Annotated in this window: 13 protein-coding genes and 1 pseudogene; 9 read left to right on the forward strand and 5 right to left on the reverse strand. The window is 68.8% G+C overall.

The genetic code is table 11. The features are described 5' to 3' along the window. Positions 1–6: 6 nt before the first annotated feature. The gene (locus LQD00_RS10390) at positions 7–1,164 is read right to left on the reverse strand and encodes a lysylphosphatidylglycerol synthase transmembrane domain-containing protein (protein WP_232717055.1); all 1,158 of its coding nucleotides are present in this window, start codon (positions 1,162–1,164) and stop codon (positions 7–9) included. Between the two features lie 76 nt (positions 1,165–1,240). Here LQD00_RS10390 and LQD00_RS10395 point away from each other — a divergent pair, with 76 nt between their 5' ends. Genes LQD00_RS10395 through LQD00_RS10405 form a run of 3 tightly spaced genes read left to right on the forward strand, consistent with a single transcriptional unit; the run spans position 1,241 to position 4,509 of the window. After that, positions 1,241–2,521 (forward strand): AI-2E family transporter, encoded by a 1,281-nt coding sequence (locus LQD00_RS10395; RefSeq protein ID WP_232717056.1) that lies wholly within the window; start codon positions 1,241–1,243, stop codon positions 2,519–2,521. After that, on the forward strand, positions 2,518–3,786 hold the full coding sequence (gene macS, locus LQD00_RS10400; protein WP_232717057.1) for a MacS family sensor histidine kinase: 1,269 nt from the start codon (positions 2,518–2,520) through the stop codon (positions 3,784–3,786). The genes LQD00_RS10395 and macS overlap by 4 nt, the downstream gene beginning before the upstream one ends. 27 nt (positions 3,787–3,813) lie before the next feature. Then, the gene (locus LQD00_RS10405) at positions 3,814–4,509 is read left to right on the forward strand and encodes a response regulator (protein ID WP_232717058.1); all 696 of its coding nucleotides are present in this window, start codon (positions 3,814–3,816) and stop codon (positions 4,507–4,509) included. 40 nt (positions 4,510–4,549) lie between these two features. Here LQD00_RS10405 and LQD00_RS10410 read toward each other — a convergent pair. From LQD00_RS10410 to trmB, 4 genes and pseudogenes are all read right to left on the reverse strand, one after another. Beyond that, a pseudogene (locus LQD00_RS10410) lies at positions 4,550–5,895 on the reverse strand (MFS transporter). 183 nt (positions 5,896–6,078) lie between these two features. Then, positions 6,079–9,345: an MMPL family transporter gene (locus LQD00_RS10415; protein ID WP_232717059.1), complete on the reverse strand. Its 3,267-nt coding sequence runs from the start codon at positions 9,343–9,345 to the stop codon at positions 6,079–6,081. A gap of 229 nt (positions 9,346–9,574) precedes the next feature. Then, positions 9,575–10,261, reverse strand: a complete 687-nt coding sequence (locus tag LQD00_RS10420) for an NYN domain-containing protein (protein WP_232717060.1) — start codon at positions 10,259–10,261, stop codon at positions 9,575–9,577. Further along, a complete protein-coding gene (trmB, locus tag LQD00_RS10425; protein WP_006868799.1) occupies positions 10,258–11,046 on the reverse strand; it encodes a tRNA (guanosine(46)-N7)-methyltransferase TrmB in 789 nt (262 codons plus the stop codon). Before trmB ends, LQD00_RS10420 begins: the two co-directional genes overlap by 4 nt. Before the next feature lie 202 nt (positions 11,047–11,248). Between trmB and LQD00_RS10430 the strand changes: the two genes are divergently transcribed. From LQD00_RS10430 to LQD00_RS10455, 6 genes are all read left to right on the forward strand, one after another. Further along, positions 11,249–12,124, forward strand: a complete 876-nt coding sequence (locus LQD00_RS10430) for a hypothetical protein (protein ID WP_232717061.1) — start codon at positions 11,249–11,251, stop codon at positions 12,122–12,124. After that, a complete protein-coding gene (locus tag LQD00_RS10435; protein WP_232717062.1) occupies positions 12,121–13,599 on the forward strand; it encodes a GTPase Era family protein in 1,479 nt (492 codons plus the stop codon). The genes LQD00_RS10430 and LQD00_RS10435 overlap by 4 nt, the downstream gene beginning before the upstream one ends. Beyond that, positions 13,596–14,042, forward strand: coding sequence for a DUF6802 family protein (locus LQD00_RS10440; RefSeq protein ID WP_232717063.1), 447 nt, complete (start codon positions 13,596–13,598; stop codon positions 14,040–14,042). The genes LQD00_RS10435 and LQD00_RS10440 overlap by 4 nt, the downstream gene beginning before the upstream one ends. Before the next feature lie 184 nt (positions 14,043–14,226). Then, the gene (locus LQD00_RS10445) at positions 14,227–16,053 is read left to right on the forward strand and encodes a phosphoenolpyruvate carboxykinase (GTP) (RefSeq protein ID WP_232717064.1); all 1,827 of its coding nucleotides are present in this window, start codon (positions 14,227–14,229) and stop codon (positions 16,051–16,053) included. A gap of 59 nt (positions 16,054–16,112) precedes the next feature. Further along, a complete protein-coding gene (locus LQD00_RS10450) occupies positions 16,113–17,120 on the forward strand; it encodes an esterase-like activity of phytase family protein (RefSeq protein ID WP_232717065.1) in 1,008 nt (335 codons plus the stop codon). A 120-nt stretch (positions 17,121–17,240) separates the two neighbouring features. Then, positions 17,241–18,068, forward strand: coding sequence for an ABC transporter ATP-binding protein (locus LQD00_RS10455; RefSeq protein WP_232717066.1), 828 nt, complete (start codon positions 17,241–17,243; stop codon positions 18,066–18,068). Positions 18,069–18,072 lie beyond the last annotated feature (4 nt).

Consider the following 18,072-nt stretch of genomic DNA (forward strand, 5'->3'; position numbering starts at 1 on the left):
GGTGGATTACCGTACCGGGTTCGGCGGCGGATCAGTGTCGGACCCTTGACCGGGTTCCGTGCCGGAGGACTCCTGGTGCGCAGCCGCGTCGACGTCGCGTTCCACCTCGTCGATGAAGGTGTCGTCGCGCCTGATCCGGTTGCGGAACATGAGCGCGATGACGACCCAGCCGACCACCGCGACGAAGACGTAGCTGATGATGCGGTAGATCAGGACGGCGGTGATGGCGTCGGCGGCGGGCATGCCGGCACTGGTCAGGGCGGGGACCAGCACGGCGTCGACGACACCGATGCCGCCCGGGAGCAGCGGGATCGCCGTGCCGACGGCCTTGCCGGCCGCATAGGCGACCATCAGTCCCGCGATGCTCGGGTGTGCGTCGACGGCCCAGCAGGCGAACATCAGACAGGCGACGTCGGCGACCCAGTTGAACAGGCTCCACCCGAACGCGATCGACGTGTCGCGTTTGGTGAGCTGCACGGCCCGGAGCTGCTCCAGCAGTTCGAAGAGCTTCTCGGTGCCGTGGTCGTCGGGCTTGTTGCGGAGCTGGTTGATCCACCCCAGCACCCGGATCCCGGTGCTCTTCAGCGACTCGGGGTGGCTGGCGAGGTACTGCAGGACGACGGCGACGGCGAGCAGCCCGGCCACCGAGAAGACGACCGAGAACGGGCTCGTCTTGGCGCCGGCGAGCATCGCGCCGCCGAAACCGAGAACCGCGAGTCCGACGCCCGCGAGCAGGCCCGACATGACGACCTGCCACGACGCGACGACCGGGGTCGCGCCCCACTTGCGGGTCTCGCGGTAGGTGAACGCGGGGGCAAGCACCTGGCCGCCCGGCATGGTCTGGCTCAGCGAGTTGGCGGCCAGGATGACCGACAGCGACTTCCACTGCGTCACCCGGACGCCGGCCGAGCGCAACAGTGCGCGCTGGACCTGCGCAAAGCTGTCCATCGACAGCATCGCGGCCACGACACAGGCGAACACCCAGTGCCATTTGATGTTGTCGATGCGCAGCCAGGCCTTCTTCAACTCGGGCCAGATCAGCACGATCTCGACACCGAGGATCACCAGGACGACGGCAAGGAGGACCCAGCGCACCCACCAGAAGCGGGGGCGGGTGGCGGGGCGTGCGGTCACATCCCCTGGTGAGCCAACATCCTCCGACATAGGTGACACCCTAGGCCAGGGTGCGCTCCCGCATGTCCACCACCGTCCGCTCACCGGACTGTCTACTGTTGCTCTCGTGAGCGAAGCCGAACCGGCCGGTCGGCCGCACGTAGCCCCCGACCTCGCGTCCCTCGACCGTGCCAGGGTCCATCCGCAGGTGCGGGCCGCCGCCGAATGGGCGTGGCGGCTGCTATTGCTCCTCGTCGCCGCCTACGTCGCCGCGAAGCTTTTCGTCGAGTTCGAAGAGGTGCTGGTCCCGGTCGCGCTGGCGATCCTGGTGGCGGCGATGCTCGTACCCGCGGTCGACGCCCTCGACCGTCGCGGGGTACCGAGGTCGCTGGCGGTGCTGCTCAACATTCTCCTGGCGCTGGGCTTCATCGCCGGGGTGATGACATTCGTGGTGCGCGAGTTCATGCGGGGTGTGCCGCAGCTGGTCGAAGAGGTCAGCGACACGGTCGAGCGCACCAAGCAGTGGCTGATCGAGGGGCCGCTCGATCTCGATCCGGAGCAGGTGCGGAACGCCGGCTCGGACGTCGTGAACTTTCTGCAGCACAACCAGGATCGCGTCACCAGCGGCGCACTCGCGACCGCCACCACCGCGAGCGAGATCATCACCGGTGCGTTGCTGACCCTCTTCCTCCTCATCTTCTTCCTCTATGGCGGGGCGGAGATCTGGCGGTTCTCCACCGGGCTCGTGCCGGCCGGGAGCCGTGACCGGGTGTGGCGAGCGGGGATCGCCGGATTCGGGACACTCGTCGGATACGTGCGGGCGACGGTCGCCGTGGCCTTCGTCGACGCCTGCGGTATCGGGGTCGGCCTCGCCATCCTGCAGGTGCCGCTCGCGCTCCCGCTGGCATCGCTGGTGTTCCTCGGTGCCTTCATCCCGATCGTCGGTGCGCTGCTGAGCGGTTCGCTGGCGGTGCTGGTCGCCCTGATCACCCAGGGTTGGATCGCGGCCGTCGTCGCACTCGCGATCGTCGTCGGCGTGATGCAACTCGAAAGTCATGTGCTGCAGCCGTTCCTGCTCGGCCGTTCGGTGCGGTTGCATCCGGTCGCAGTGGTCCTCGGCATCGCCGCGGGCCTGGTCTCGGCCGGGATCATCGGCGGACTGCTGGCCGTGCCGCTGATCGCCTTCCTCAACACCGCGATACGTCACCTCAAGGGCACGGCCGACGCCGAGCGCGACACCGAGGTCCACCCCGGAGGATATGTCGCCGAACCCAACGAACCCGTGTGGGACACCGCCGATCCCGACGCGACCGCGGAGGCCGTTGCGGAGAGCGGGGCGAAGCCGCACGCGGCGACCCCGCCGGAGCAGGACCCCGAAACAGGCCCACAGGAGCCCGGGACGTCATGAGCGCGCAGCCGTCGACGCGGTGGGTCGCGCAGATGCGGGACACGGAGGCGGGGCGGTTGGCCCGCGCCGTCGACGTCGATCCGGTCGGTCCACTGTGGCGTGGTGCGCAGATCTTCCGTCTGCTGTCCTATCTCTACGCACTCGGCTTCCAGTTGGCGATCAACGACGACCTGGACCATCGGGCCGTCGCGTGGGCACTCTTTTGTCTGCTGACCGTCTGGACGGCGGTCAGCGGGATCGGGTACTTCCTCGGATTCGCCCGCAACCGCTACTGGGTCACCGCCGAAGTGGTGTTGGTCTGCGGCCTGATGTTGTCCACCTCCTATGTGGCCGACGCCGAGTGGGCGTGGAACAACCAGACCTGGCCGACGACGCTGTGGGCCACCAACGCGGTCATCTCGGTCGCGATCCTGGCGGGACCGGTCGGCGGGATCGTCATCGGACTCGTCGTCGGCGGGACGAGCACCTTCGTCAAGGGCGAGCTGAACCTGAACTTCGGACACAACGCCACGATCATCGTGATCGTCGCGACCGGCATGGCGGTGGGCCTCGCGGCGACGAATGCCCGGCGCTCCCACGAGAAGCTGTCGGCCGCAGCACGAATCGCGGCGGCCGCCGAGGAACGCGAACGTCTGTCGCGCGAGGTGCACGACGGAGTGCTGCAGGTGCTCGCGCTCATCGCCCGACGCGGCCGTGAGATCGGCGGGCCCACCGCGGAACTGGCCTCACTGGCCGCCGAACAGGAACGCGCGCTGCGCCGGATGATCTCCGACGCCGGTGACGCGGGCGCCGAGTCCGTGCTCGACGGCGCGGGAGGAACCGATGAACTGGACCTCGCGGCGACCCTGCGGGTCTTCGCCGACGACCGCATCTCGGTGAGCGCACCGGCCGACCCGGTTCCGGTATCCGCCCACATCGGGCAGGAGATCCGCGCCGCGGTGGTCAACGTCCTCGACAACACCCGCCATCACGCGGGACCCGATGCGCGCGCCTACATCCTGGTGGAGGATCTCGGGGACGACGTGGTGGTGAGCGTGCGCGACGACGGTGTCGGGATCAGCGAGGGCCGGCTGGCGCAGGCGGTGTCGCAAGGACGCCTCGGCGTTGCGAAATCCATTGTCGGACGGATCGAATCGTTGGGCGGAACAGCAGTCCTCGACACCGAACCCGGTGCCGGGACCGAGTGGGAGTTCACCGTCCCGCGACGATCGGGCCGGTCGGGGACAGGACCGAGCGGCAACAGGGCTGAGGGGCAACAGGGCTGAGGGGCAACGGGACTGATGGGAGAACAGATGGGCACGGTCGAACCTGAGGGTGGACGCACAGTGGACAGTGGGGCCGGTGGTCTGCGGATCATGGTCGTCGACGATCACCCGATCTGGCGTGACGCGGTCGCCCGCGACCTCGCCGACGAGGGATTCGACGTCGTCGCCACTGCCGACGGGGTGGCCAGCGCGGGCCGACGTGCCGCCGCGGTCACGCCGGACGTCGTGCTGATGGACATGCAGCTCCCCGACGGCTCCGGCGCCGATGCGACCGTGGCGGTGCTCGAGGTGTCGCCGCGAACCCGGATTCTCGTGCTGTCGGCCTCCGGGGAGCGCGACGACGTCCTCGAGGCCGTGAAGGCAGGTGCGAGTGGATATCTCGTGAAGTCGTCGTCCCGCGAGGAGCTGGTGTCCGCGGTCCGTGCAACCGCTGATGGACAGGCGGTCTTCACGCCCGGCCTCGCGGGACTCGTCCTCGGCGAGTACCGCCGGATGTCGCAGCAGCCGGACGCCTCGCCGGCGACGCCTGTCCTCACCGAGCGGGAGACCGAGGTCCTGCGTCTCGTGGCGAAAGGGCTGAGCGCCAAGCAGATTGCGCGACGGTTGTCCCTCAGTCATCGCACGGTCGAGAACCACGTCCAGGCCACGCTCCGGAAGCTGCAGTTGGGCAACCGGGTGGAACTGACGCGCTACGTCATCGAACACGGCCTGGAAGAGGACTGAGTCCTCCTCCAGGCCGTGTACGAAAGCTCTGTGCCGGAATCTATTCGGCAGTGGCGAGCGCGGACGGCGTGATCGGCGTGCACGGTTCCGTCTTCGGTGCGACGACCAGCAGCGTCGCCGCCGCACCGGCCAGCGCGATGCCGGCGAACAGGTAGAACGCCGTGCCCGAGGAGATCCCGGCGCCGATCAGCAGACCGCCGATGACCGGACCGACGATGCCACCCAGTCGGCCGAATCCGGCGCACCAGGCGACGCCCGCGCCGCGCGCCTCGGTCGGGTAGAAGTTCGACACGAAGCCGTAGATCAGCACCTGGGTTCCGATGGTGCCCGTGCCGGCGACCGCGACCGCGGCCAGCAGGATCGGCAGCGGCAGACCGAAGGTCAGGCACACGAGCGCGAAGGTCGCCAGACAGAACGACGTCGCGACCACATGCTGCGGGCCGCGGCGATCGGCGAGCCGAGCGGCGATCAGGCCGCCGACGATCGCGCCGCCGTTGAGGACCAGCAGGAACGACAGCGATCCCTTCGCGTCGAATCCGTTGGCCTTCATGATCTGCGGAAGCCAGGTGTTGAGACCGTAGGTCAGCAGCAGGCCGACGAAACTCATCATGCCCAGAAGCAGTGTGGGGACGGCGAACCGGCGCGTGGCGAGGGCGGCGAAGCCGAGCTTTCCGGGTACGGGATCCGGCGCGACGCCGAGGTGGCGTGCGCGCAGGTCCACCGGGATACCGGTGCGCGCGCTGATCTCACGGGCCTCTTCGTACCGTCCGCGTGCCGCGAGCCACTGCGGGGACTCGGGCATCTTCAGCACGGCCAGCGGGAGCAGCGTGACGAGGGGCAGCGCACCGATCCAGAACAGGCCGCGCCATCCGATGTGGTCGCGAGCAGCATCGCCAGCACGGAGGCGAGGACACCGCCCGCCGGCACCCCGCTGTAGACGATGGCGTTGAACAGATTCCGCTTGGAGGTCGGCGCGAACTCCGCGACCATCGCACCCGCGGTCGCGACCAGGCCACCGATACCGATTCCGGTGAGGCAGCGCAGGATTCCGAACGAGACGAGGTCGGTCGCGAGCGCGGTGGCCGCCATGCCGATCGAGAACCAGACGATGTTGAACAACATCATCCGGCGCCGGCCGACCCGGTCGCCGAACGCCCCGGCGACCAGGGCTCCGATCATCACGCCGATGAGGGCGTAGGAACCGAGAGCACCGGCGGTCGCCGGGGTCAGCGCGCCCAGTTGACCCGGGTCGTCGAGCAGCGTGGGCAGGACCGTGCCGTAGACCACGAGGTCGTAGCCGTCGAAGACGATCGCCACGGCGGCGAGGCTGACGATCCAGAGCACGCTGCGGCGGTGTTCCGGAGACGTCCAGGCGGATGAGTTCATGTGGGCTGTACCTCCAGCGGTTGTGGGCTGGAAGTCATCCTGCGCTGACTGTGTGACCGGTCATATCAGGGCAATGCCCAGTCCTGGCCAAGCCCCGATTGATGAACATCGACGCGGGATCCATAACGAGAACGGCCGGCGGAGGGCGAACCCCCACCGGCCGTCGAGTGCACTCGTCCGTGACTACTTCTCCGAGCGACTGCGCTTCAGCAGCTCCTGCACGCTGATCTGGGCGTCGTCACCGCTCTCCTCCGAGCGGGCGTGCCGGTCGGACCGTGGGCGGCGGCGACCCGAGTCGGCGTCCGCGGACGGGCCGACGGGGCCGGTTCCCGGACGGGGCGTGGCCGCCGGGGTGGCGTCCGGACTCAGTCCCCGCTCCATCGGAGACGGCCCCGAGGTCCGGCGACCCCGGGTCGTCGGTGTCGAGTTCTCCGGCGACACGGAGGCAGCCAGCGGTCGGCGACCCGCGTCGTCGAGGCTCGGGCGTCGACCCAGCGGGGACCTCGAACCCGCGTCACGCGCAGGTGCGTCGGCCGGCGCAGGCGTACGGACCGGCGGCGCAGGCGGGGGAGCGGTGCTCGGCGAGCGGTCGCCGCGAGGGGCGGGATCGCCGAGCCGGATGCCGCCCTCGCCGAGGGTCCACCCACCGGTGTCCGGGCGATCGCTCTTGGGCAGCGTCGACCGTCGGTACGGCGCCGTCGGTCGACGTTCGGGGCGGGGTGCCTCGGCCTGGGCGCCGGACGGCTGTGCGGTGGGCGGTGCCGACGGACCGACACGGCCGGGAACCGCACGACCGGGGAGATCCCCGGGCACGGGTGCCGACGGGACCGGACCAGGGCCGCAGTTGCGGACTGGCGGACCGGGCTGCCGTGTCTTCGCCAGCGGCGCGTTGGTCATCGGTGCATTCGGCTGGGGTGCACCGGCTTGGGGTGCATTGCCCTGGGGCTGGGGCGCTCCGGGTGCGGGACGCGGAGGGACGGGCCGGCGACCATCCGGTCCCGGGGCCCCGCGGCGAGCGGGTGCGGCTCCGGCGGGTGCGGTGCGCGGCCGGGCTGCGGCCATCACCGAGGTCGGGGCCTCCGCGACGAGCGTGCCCGCACTCATCTTGCGTGCCGCGCGGGAGTCGCGCTGCTCATCGGGCTCGTCCTCGAGGACGGCCTCGCCGAGACCGATCTTGCGCTGCACGGTCTGCATCCAGCGAGGGGCCCACCAGCAGTCGTCGCCGAGCAGCTTCATCACCGATGGCACGAGCAGCATACGGATCACGGTGGCGTCGAGGATGAGCGCCGCGATCATGCCGTACGCGATGTACTTCATCATCACGATGTCGGACAGGCTGAAGGCGCCCGTGACCACCACCAGGATGGCCGCCGCCGCGGTGATGATCCCGCCGGTGTGGGCGATGCCGCTCCGGATCGACTCGGTGGTGCTGGCTCCCCGTTGTCTGGCCTCGACCATTCTGGAGAGCAGGAACACCTCGTAGTCGGTGGAGAGACCGAAGATGATCGCGATGATCAGGACCAGGATCGCCGCGAACAGCGGACCCGGGGTGAAGTTCGCGAGTCCCGCGCCGTGGCCGTCGACGAAGATCCAGGTGAGGATGCCCAGTGTCGCGCCGAGACCGAGGGCGGTCATCAACGCCGCCTTGATCGGCAGGACCAGCGATCCGAACTGCAGGAACATCAACAGGCCGGTGATGAGGACCAGCATGATCGCCATCAGGGGCAGCCGGTTCATCAGCGCGTCGATCGAATCCTGGGTGAGCGCAGGGGTACCCGTCACGTACATGGTGAGGCCCTGGGTGTCGATCGCCCGGAGCTGGTCGATCGCCTTGGCCGCCTGGGTGCGGTCGACCAGACCGGCCGAGACCTGGTAGACGCCGACGTTCGGGTACCGCTCGGCGTCATAGGAACCGAAGCCGGCCTTGTCCGGATCACTGAACTTGTTGGTGAAACCCGGGACCTGGTCGGCCTGGCGTGCGATGGCGTCGAGCTTGTTCTGGTCTTCCTGGTTCGTCTCGTCGTAGACGATGACGAGCTTGACCGCCTCGGTGCGCTCGCTGGGGAAGTACTCGTCGAACTTCTCCTGCGCGACACGTGCGGAGTTGTCCGGCGGCAGGAACTTCTCGCTGATGCCGCCGAACTGGATGCTGCCGAACGGCACCGTCAGGGCGAGCAGGAGGAGCACGGTCGGGATCGCCGTCTTCAGCGGGTTCTTCATCACCCATGTGGCGAGGCGTCCCCAGAAGCCGTTCTCGACTTCCTGGCTGGTCTTCATCCGGCCGGAGAACCGGTTCTCCAGCGCGGTGGCGCGTTCCTCGGTCGAGAAACGTCGGACCAGCGGGATCGCCGTGTATTTGAGGATCGAGCTGATCGACAACATGTTGACCCGCGGGCCGAGGATGCCCAGGATCGCCGGCAACACGGTGATCGACAGGATCGCGGCGAGGGAGACCGATGCGATCGCGCCGTAGGCCACCGACTTGAGGAATCCCTGCGGCATGATCAGCAGGCAGGCGAGGGCGGCGACGATGATCGTCGCCGAGAAGACCACCGTCTGACCTGCGGTCATCACGGTTCTTCGGACAGCTGCCTTCGTGGAGTAACCCTCGCCGAGTTCCTCTCGGAACCGCGAGACGATGAACAGGCCGTAGTCGATGGCGATACCCAGACCGATGAGCGTGACCACCGACTGCGCGAAGATGTTGAGTTCGGTGGTCAGCGCGAGCATCTTCATGATGCCCAGCGAGCCCGCGATGGTCAGGCCGCCGATCAGGACCGGCAGACACGCTGCGATGACGCCGCCGAACACGAAGAACAGCATGAGCGCGACAACCGGTAGCGCGATCACCTCGGCGCGCTTGATGTCCTTGTCCATGCCGTCGGCCATCGACCCGGCGACGGGTTGCAGCCCGGCGAGCTCGAAGGTGGCGCCGGGTATGTCGAAGCGTTCGGCGATGTCGTCGAAGAACGGTTCGATCGTGTTGTAGTTCTCCAGTACCGACGTGTCGTCGTTGCCGGCGACGCCGATGCTGATGAAGGCCTGGCGTTTGTCGGGGGTGAAGAGTCTTTCCTGGACCGCGCTCTGGGCGGGCTGGACGAGGAACGGGTCGTAGAGGCCGGGGTCGCTGCGCCCGACGATGTCGGGGTGGGTCGCGATGAGGTCTTCGACGAAGGTCTCGACCTTCTTGCCGAAGGCCGGATCGTCGACCGTCGTGCCCTCCGGCGGCGTGACCAGAAGGATGACATCAGACGTGTGATCGCGGCCCAGGGCCTTGTCGGCGTACCGGGCACCGAGATCGGATTCCGACGTGGGGTCGAACCAACCGCTCTGACTCAGATGCTTGCTGAGGTCGAGACCGTATAGTCCGAGTCCCGCCATCAGGGCGATCATCACCGCGATGACGAGGAAGCGCATTCGATACACGAATGTGCCGATTACTCGGAACACGCTGATGTCCTTTCTTGTGCGACGTGTCGGGCGCCGGCCGCGATCGGGGGTGTCGGGCCGTCGGTGCGCTCGGACGGGGCGCCGTCCCGGGGGTGAACGGTGCCGGTCGCGATTCTGTCAGTTCTCCGTGAGATCTTGACAGTGTTGCCTGAGTGATCCCTGAGGTATCGGGGTCGGTGACGCCCTCAGAGAGCACCTCGGCGTTCTGCGACGAGGCACCGCGCTCCGGTCAGCGCAGTAGCGCGCTGAGCGGCCGGAACGGTGTGAGCCAGGCGCCTTCGTCCGGGAGCGAGTCCAGCCCGATGCGGGGCAGGGGCTCCCGGAACACGCCCGGGATGTCCTCGAGGTCGATGAACTCCAGTTCGTCGGTGGTGAGGGCCCAACTGGCGTGTTCGCGGAATCCGATGACGGTGACGGGCACCCCGTCGGCGGCCACTTCGAGGAGCGGCTCGCGGAATGCCTGGCCATCGGCGGACGCCACGATCACGCCGGCTAGTCCAACAGTGTGCCTGCGAAGTTCGATGTGGTCGAGCATGTCCGAGTCCACATCGCTGTCCTCGGACAGCTTCGGCTTGGCGAAAACCGCAAAACCGACGTTTCGCAGGGCATCCACCCAGGGGCGCACAACATCGGCGCTACCTGGGGCGATGTTGGTGAAAACGGTCGCCTCGGGTTCGACGACGCCGCTGTTCTCCGTGAGAGCTGACACATCTGCCGTGCGCTGCAGCAGCCAGCGGCCCAACGCGTCGAATCGGGGGCGGTGTGCGGCGGTCGGACGGCCGCCGAGCAGGGCGCCGAGGCCCATGTCCATGTTCGGTGCGTCCCAGACCAGCAGCATCCGACGTGTGCCGGTCTGGCCCGAGATGGTGTCCGCGAATCCGGTGGTCGTTCCGGCCGGGGTGGTCTGGTCGGTCATGCCGGGCTCCCGTCAGGGGTGTCGCCGGACGCGGAAGCCGGCGGGATGGGCCGCGTGTACACGAACTCGCTGACGAACCGGCCTTCTCGTTCCGCCCGACCCTCGAACTTCGTCGTCGGCCGTTCCAGCAGGATCGGGGACTCGCGGGTGAGCTGCACGACGTGGGGCCGGTCGGCGTCCTGGGTGGCGAGCTTCTCGGCGATCCACTCGGCGTAGTTCGCGTGGTCGGTGGCGATGTGGAGCACGCCGCCGGGGACCAGACGGTCGGCGATCAGCTCCAGTGTGCCCGTCTGCACGAACCGGCGCTTGTGGTGACGCGACTTGGGCCAGGGGTCCGGGAAGAAGAGTCGGACGCCGGTGAGGCTCGACGACGGGATCAGTTCCCGCAGGACGATCGACGCGTCACCGCGGATCAGGCGCACGTTGGTCAGCCCGTTCCGGTCGATGAGACCGAGCAGCTGGGCCAGGCCCGGCTTGTAGACCTCGACCGCCACCACGTCGACGTCGGGTTCGGCCTCGGCCATCGCCGCGGTCGAGATGCCGGTGCCGCTGCCGATCTCGAGGACCTTCGGGTTGTCCCGACCGAACATGGCGTTCAGGTCGAGCTGGGGCTCGGGAATGCGTTCCGGGCCGATCTCGAGGTCGCGGCCGAGGACGGGCCAGAGGGTTTCCCAGTTGCGTTGCTGTCCGGTCGTCAAGGTCCCCCGGCGGAATCGGAAGCTCGTCACGCGGGGGTACAGCCGTGACCTGTCAGCGCTGTTGTTCACCCGTCCATCGTTGCGCATCGTGGCGTTTCCGCGAAGTCGCGGGTGATCGTGTCCGTCAAGAGGTCGGGGATTCGTGGGGACAAGACGGGCCCTCGGTGGGATGTGGAGGCTGGATGTGGAGGTCCGGAAGCCCACCGGGGCGAATCCGGATTAGTCTCGGGCCAGCCGCGGAACACGCGGGGGTCGGGTGGGGAAGGGTTGTCGAGACGTGGGGGCGAACGTGCGTACACCGACGAACCCGCCACCCGGGTGGCGGCCGGCCGGGGATTTCCTTTCGGCGGCCGCTGAGCAGGGCGGACTCTCCGACCTCGTCGAACCGTCGTCGCCGTTGGTCCCGGTCCTCGCCGCGGCCGGACACCGATTCCTGCGACCCCTACATGTGCAGGTGGTCGGCCGGCCGGGCGTCGGGCGCGACACGATGGCGCGCGCCCTGCGTGAGCGGCTCGCACTGACAGTGACCGGCCCGGGTGAGGAGCCACGCGCTGCCGCCGACGCCGACCTCTGGCTTCTCGTGCTGGCCGGGCCGCCGCGTCGCGCCGACCACGAACTGCTGAGCTCGTTGCCCGCGGACCGGGTCGTCGTCGTCCTCGGCAAGGCCGACACCCACCCGGACTGGGAGGCCGCGGTCGATGTGGCCCGGCGGTCCTCGACGCACCTGGGCCTGCCGGTCCACGTCGTCTCCCAGCTCCTCGGCTGTGCCGATCTCGACGCCGCGGAGTTCGCCGCCCTCACCCGCCTGGCCGCCGAACGGGCCGAGATGCCGTCGATGGCCGGCCGGTTCCTCGTCGGGGCGCCGGGGTCGGAGGACCGACTCCTGCGGCAGGGTCTGCTACGCCGGATCGACGCCTGTGGAATCAGTACTGCCCTGCGGCTGATCGCGGAGGACTCCGACGAGGCGGCCGACGCTGACGCGCTCAACCGCGCCCTCCACGCCCGCAGCGGGGTTCCGCAGCTCAGCTCGGCGTTCGGCGACCGCGTGGGCCGGGTCCGCTTCTGGCGCGAGGTCGAGGTCCGCGCCGAGCTGGAACGTGCGGCGGCCAGAGGCTGCGACCGGGAGAACGCCGAACGTCTGCTCGCGGCCGGAGGTGCCGGATGAGCGCGCCGGTACTCGACGCGGCGCGAGAACTGAGCGGGTTCGACGCCGCGACCGTCGACACCGGTTCCGGAGTCCTGGTCGTCGGGACCGAGGGTGTCGGCGTGCGCACCCTCGTCTACGCGGTGCGGGAACTGGCCCCCGATCTCGACACCTACATCCGGGACGTCGACGCCCGAACCCGTCCCGGCGTCGCGCTGGTCGTCGTCGACCCCTCGTCGTCGGTCGGTGACGAGGAACTGCAGCTCGTCGAGCGGGTGCGTGCGACGGTCGGGACCGTCGCGCTGGTGTGCAGCAAGATCGATGCCTTCTGGGAATGGCCCCGGGTCGTTCGTGACCATCGCAAGACCCTCGATCCGTTCGGGACGAAGCCGTTGTTCGGGGTGTCGGCGGCCGCAGCGCTCGGCGGTGCCGTCGAGGAGTCCGGGGTCGACGCGTTGGTCGACTGGATACGGGAGGCGCTCGAGGCCCCCGCCCCGGTGCGCGTCGAACGTGCCCGTCTCGCCGCCGGCGCCGGGGCCGTCGAACATCTGCTGATCGACACCGATACCGGTGCCGAGGCTTCCGGGTCTCAGGACGAGTTGATGAATGCGCGGCGTCGGCTGCTTTCGTCGCGGGACCGCGGCCGGGCGGATCGGCTCGCAGCCGTGCGTGCCGGCCTGACCCGGGCCCGGGCGCAGTCCTCGGCCGAACTCGCGTCGCGTGTCCGTGGACTCGCGGCACTGGCGGCAGGCGATGCGCCGGACAACGGCGCCGAGCACCGGTCGTGGCTGAGTCACCGCTGGGACGACCTCGCCGACGGCATCCGCCGGGACGCCGACGAGCGCATCGACGAGGTAGCGGCCACTGCGCTGGTCGGACTCGACCCCGAGCCGTCCCCGCCGGAGCGATGGGCGCACACCCCGCTTCCCGCCGACGGCCCGGGTGATCGGCGGCGGCGCGGAGGTGCGGAGGATGCGCTGCTCGTCGTCATCGGCGCCTCGACCGGCCTGGGCATCGGGCGCCTCGTCGTCGCACCGATGGCGTCGGTGCAGACCCTGCAGTGGATCAGCATGCCGCTGACCCTGCTGCTGGGGATCGGCGTCGCGATCTGGGTGATCCGGGTCCGGCGGGGTGCGCTGGAACGCGCCGATCGCACGACCCGCAGCACCGAGCGGCTGAGCGTCGCGCGCTCCGCACTCGACCATCAGCTCGGCTTGCGGTTCGCCGCGGCCGAGACCCGGATCGCGGGGCAGATCGCCCGGGCCCACGAACGCCGTGCTCGACGGACGAGCGAACAGGTCGCGCAGATCGACGCCGAGATCCGGCGGCTGCGCGCGGGCGCGGCGAACCAGGACGAGCGTCTTCGCCGGGACCGCGCGGAAACCGTGTACCGCTCGCTCCTCGCCCGCTCCGAGCAGTTGTGGGCGGATGGCGACGACGAGAACGACGCGAGCACGAACGAACAGGCCGGCACCGGCGAGGACGGGACAAGGTGAACGAGATGGATTCGATCTTCGACGGTGACCACGCGGGGGACGATCCGTTCGGCGCCGGCCGGCCCGACGCAGGGGCTCTGTCGGGCGGACCGTTCGGGACCGCGGATCTGTCCGGCGCCGGACCCGGATACGACCCGCACGTCGATTCGGTCGCCGCAGTCCACGCGGAATCGGCCGACGACGACCTGGACGACCACCTGTGGATGCACGAGGACGGCCGCATCTGGGATCTCGGCCCGGCCGAGGTCGACACCGACAACGACGGGGTGAACGACTCGCTCACCCGGAACGGTCCGGACGGGTTCACCGTGTACACCGACAGCGACCGGGACGGCCAGGTCGACAAGATCACCGAGATCGGCGCCGACGGCGGCTTCAGCTCGGCCGTACTCGACCCGGAGACCGGTGAATGGATCCCCGGCGGCTCGGGGCGTATCGGCTGAGCAGGCATAGGATCGGCCGACGCCCGTCTTCCAGGGACTTTGGTCCCATATCACCTGGGTGTGGGATAAGCCGCAGTCGCCGACCCCCACACCTAGCGTCCGCTCGGTGCACGTATCCTGGACACCTAGACGACTGACCGGTGACCATTCCAGCAGGTCACACGCTCGCCAGGAGGCCCCAACGATGACCGCAGCCACCATCCCCGGACTGGACCCGAGCAGCGCGCCGACCAACCACCAGGGTCTGTTGGCCTGGGTTGCCGAGGTCGCGGAACTGACGCAGCCCGATCGGGTCGTGTGGTCCGACGGCAGCGACGAGGAGTGGGAACGCCTCACCGACGATCTGGTGAAGGCCGGCACCCTCGTGAAGCTCAACGAGGAGAAGAAGCCGAACTCCTTCCTCGCCAGCTCCGACCCCGCCGATGTCGCCCGCGTCGAGTCGCGGACCTACATCTGCTCGGAGAAGGAAGAAGACGCCGGCCCCACCAACAACTGGGTCGAGCCCGCCGAGATGCGCGCCACCATGACCGAGCTGTACCGCGGCTCGATGCGTGGCCGCACGATGTTCGTCATCCCGTTCTGCATGGGCCCGCTCGACTCCGACGACCCCAAGCTGGGTGTCGAGATCACCGACTCCGAGTACGTCGTCTTGTCCATGAAGATCATGACCCGCGTCGGCCCGCGCGTCCTCGAGATCCTCGGCGACGACGGCTTCTTCGTGAAGGCACTGCACTCGGTGGGTGCGCCGCTGGAGCCGGGCCAGGCCGACGTGCCGTGGCCGTGCAACACCGAGAAGTACATCACCCACTTCCCCGAGACCCGCGAGATCTGGTCCTTCGGTTCGGGTTACGGCGGCAACGCCCTGCTCGGCAAGAAGTGCTACGCCCTGCGCATCGCCTCGGTCATCGCCCGCGACGAGGGCTGGATGGCCGAGCACATGCTCATCCTGAAGCTCACCAGCCCGGCGAACAAGGTCTACTACGTCGCCGCGGCGTTCCCGAGTGCTTGTGGCAAGACGAATCTCGCGATGCTGCAGCCCACCATCCCGGGCTGGAAGGCCGAGACCGTCGGCGACGACATCGCGTGGATGCGCTTCGGCGAGGACGGCCGCCTGTACGCGATCAATCCGGAGTTCGGTTTCTTCGGTGTCGCACCCGGCACCAGCTACGACTCGAACCCGAACGCGATGAAGACCATCGAGGCCGGAAACACCTTGTACACCAACGTCGCTCGCACCGACGACGGTGACATCTGGTGGGAGGGTATCGACGGCGAGGCTCCCGCTCACCTCACCGACTGGCTCGGCAACGACTGGACTCCCGAGTCCGGAAGCAATGCGGCGCACCCGAACTCGCGTTACTGCACCCCGATCGCGCAGTGCCCGTCGCTCGCCGACGAGTGGGATGACCCGAAGGGTGTGCCGATCTCGGCCATCCTGTTCGGCGGCCGTCGCAAGACCACCGTCCCGCTGGTGACCGAGGCCCGCGACTGGCAGACCGGCGTCTTCATGGGTGCCACCGTCGGCTCGGAGCAGACCGCCGCGGCCGAGGGCAAGGTCGGCACCGTGCGTCGCGACCCGATGGCGATGCTGCCGTTCATGGGCTACCACGTCGGTGACTACCTGCAGCACTGGGTGAACATCGGCAAGAACGCCGACGAGTCCAAGCTGCCGAAGGTGTTCTACGTCAACTGGTTCCGTCGCGGCGACGACAAGCGCTTCCTGTGGCCCGGATTCGGCGAGAACAGCCGCGTACTGAAGTGGATCATCGGCCGCATCGAGGGCGAGGCCGAGGGCGTCGAGACGCCGATCGGCATCGTCGCCAAGCCGGAGGACATCGACGTGTCCGGTCTCGACGTGCCCGCCGAGGATGTCGCCGAGGCGCTGGCGTTCAAGGCCGACGAGTGGCGCGAGGAGATCCCGTCGATCGAGGAGCTCTTCGAGTTCATCGGCCCGAAGCTGCCGACCTCCCTGCGCGACGAGCTCGAAGGCCTCAAGCAGCGTCTGGCCTGATCGGTCGGTCCGGTAGTTCGGCCTGAGGCTGATGTGACGGTTGAGGTATCGTGCCCCTCATGAAGCTACGTTTGTGGGGGGCCACGATCGCCGGTGCCTGTGTACTCGGGTTGTCCTCTCCGCTCGCAGTTCAACCAGCCACGGCCGCACCGGCTTCCGGTGCCGGCGTCAGCGCGTATTACACGGACACGACGACGCTCGGCGACTTCGTCCCGACGTTCAACCGGATCACCGGCCTGGACCGGACCGGTAACGGTCAGTACGCGCTGATCGCCGAGGACGTGCTCCCCGCACGGTTCTTCACCGCCCGGATCGGATACTCCTCGGAGACCGCATCATTCGTCGGGCGGCCGTCACTCAACGGCGGCGGCACGGTCCTAGGGCCGTGGTTCGTGCCGCTGCTGCCGGGCGGCGCGCAGTTCGAGGGCATCCGCAAGACCAACGGCGGCTACACCGTCGTCAGCGGCGGCAACAACCAGTTCGTCCGCCAGATCGGCCCGCTGGGCCAGTTCACCCGCGACCTCCCGCTGCCGGCGGCATGGCGTCCCTCGTCCAAGTCGGGCGTCGCCGGGCAGCGCGGCCTCACCGGCCTCGCGGTCGGTCCGCAGGGCCAGGTCTCGGTGCTCACCGCGGGCGGACTCAAGCAGGACGGCCGCACCTCGGCGCGTCTGCTCACCTTCGGCAAACCCAACCGCGAGTTCGTCTACCGCACCGACGCCAACAAGGTCGCGGCCGACGTGCTGGCCATCAACTCCACCGACTTCCTCGTCCTCGAGCGCGGTGCGGGCAAGCTGACCAACATCTTCTGGACCACCACCCGCGGCGCGACGTCGGTGGCCGGCACAAAGAAGCTGTCCGGCAAGGAGAAGGCGATGCCGAAGCGTCGGATCTTCTCCACGACCGGCACGCCGCGCCTCGTCACCGGCGACATGTCGGGCCTCGCCTGGGGTAACTGGCATCCCGACACCCCGTTCGCGAAGGCGCGCAGCCGGACCCTGCTCGTCGTCTCCCAGAACGCCGGGGCGCCCACCCGCGTCCACTCGTTCGAGGTCCAGCTGCCGAAGTAGCCCTTAGCGGCTCGGGGCTGCTCGCCCAGCGGATGGGAAGATGTGACAATTCCCGCCTCAGGGTGGTGTCAGGGAGTTACCTGATAGCGATTCGGCGTCGGATTTGGCACCGTTGAGGGCATGACGACGACTGATGCGGCCGCCCGCGATGCCGGAGCGCCGAAACACGGAGTGGCTGCGGGTGCGGAGAACCTGTCCAAGCGGTACGGCACGGGTGACACCGCCGTCGAGGCCCTGAAGGGCGTTTCGATCCAGTTCCGCGAGGGCGAGTTCACCGCCATCATGGGTCCGTCGGGGTCGGGTAAGTCGACGCTGATGCACTGCCTCGCGGGCCTGGATGTCGCGAGCGACGGTCGTGTCCATATCGGCGACACCGATCTCACCGCGTTGTCCGACAAGGCGATGACGATGCTCCGCCGCGACCGCATCGGGTTCGTCTTCCAGGCGTTCAACCTGGTGCCGACGCTCACCGCGAAGGAGAACATCACCCTCCCGGTCGACATCGCCGGCCGCACCGTCGACACCGAGTGGTTCGACGCCGTCACCGAACGGCTCGGCATCACCGATCGCCTCGGGCACCTGCCCAGCGAGCTCTCCGGCGGTCAGCAGCAGCGTGTGGCGTGTGCCCGCGCACTGATCGGCAAGCCGGCCATCATCTTCGGCGACGAGCCCACCGGGAACCTGGACTCGCGTTCCTCCGGTGAGGTCCTCTCGATCCTGCGTGCCGCCACCGACGAGTTCGGCCAGACCGTCGTCATCGTGACCCACGATCCGCGCGCGGCGTCGTACGCCGACCGTGTGGTGTTCCTCGCTGACGGCCAGATCGTGCAGGAACTCGCCCGTCCGAGCGCCGACGACGTCTTCGAGGTGATGAAGAACCTCGACGGGGTCCATCACACCGACGCCCCCGCCGAGTCGGCTCCGGCCGAGACCTCCAAAGCGCTCTGAGCCG

Origin of the sequence: Gordonia metallireducens (assembly GCF_021245825.1) — a bacterium.
Taxonomy (GTDB): domain Bacteria; phylum Actinomycetota; class Actinomycetes; order Mycobacteriales; family Mycobacteriaceae; genus Gordonia; species Gordonia namibiensis.

Bases quoted from the DNA above. Each gene is read 5' to 3' on its own strand.
- trmB (WP_006868799.1), bottom strand. From the start codon at position 11,046: ATGCGCAACGATGGACGGGTGAACAACAGCGCTGACAGGTCACGGCTG.
- LQD00_RS10455 (WP_232717066.1), top strand. From the start codon at position 17,241: ATGACGACGACTGATGCGGCCGCCCGCGATGCCGGAGCGCCGAAACAC.
- LQD00_RS10420 (WP_232717060.1), bottom strand. From the start codon at position 10,261: ATGACCGACCAGACCACCCCGGCCGGAACGACCACCGGATTCGCGGAC.
- LQD00_RS10435 (WP_232717062.1), top strand. From the start codon at position 12,121: ATGAGCGCGCCGGTACTCGACGCGGCGCGAGAACTGAGCGGGTTCGAC.
- LQD00_RS10450 (WP_232717065.1), top strand. From the start codon at position 16,113: ATGAAGCTACGTTTGTGGGGGGCCACGATCGCCGGTGCCTGTGTACTC.
- LQD00_RS10445 (WP_232717064.1), top strand. From the start codon at position 14,227: ATGACCGCAGCCACCATCCCCGGACTGGACCCGAGCAGCGCGCCGACC.
- macS (WP_232717057.1), top strand. From the start codon at position 2,518: ATGAGCGCGCAGCCGTCGACGCGGTGGGTCGCGCAGATGCGGGACACG.
- LQD00_RS10405 (WP_232717058.1), top strand. From the start codon at position 3,814: ATGGGCACGGTCGAACCTGAGGGTGGACGCACAGTGGACAGTGGGGCC.
- LQD00_RS10390 (WP_232717055.1), bottom strand. From the start codon at position 1,164: ATGTCGGAGGATGTTGGCTCACCAGGGGATGTGACCGCACGCCCCGCC.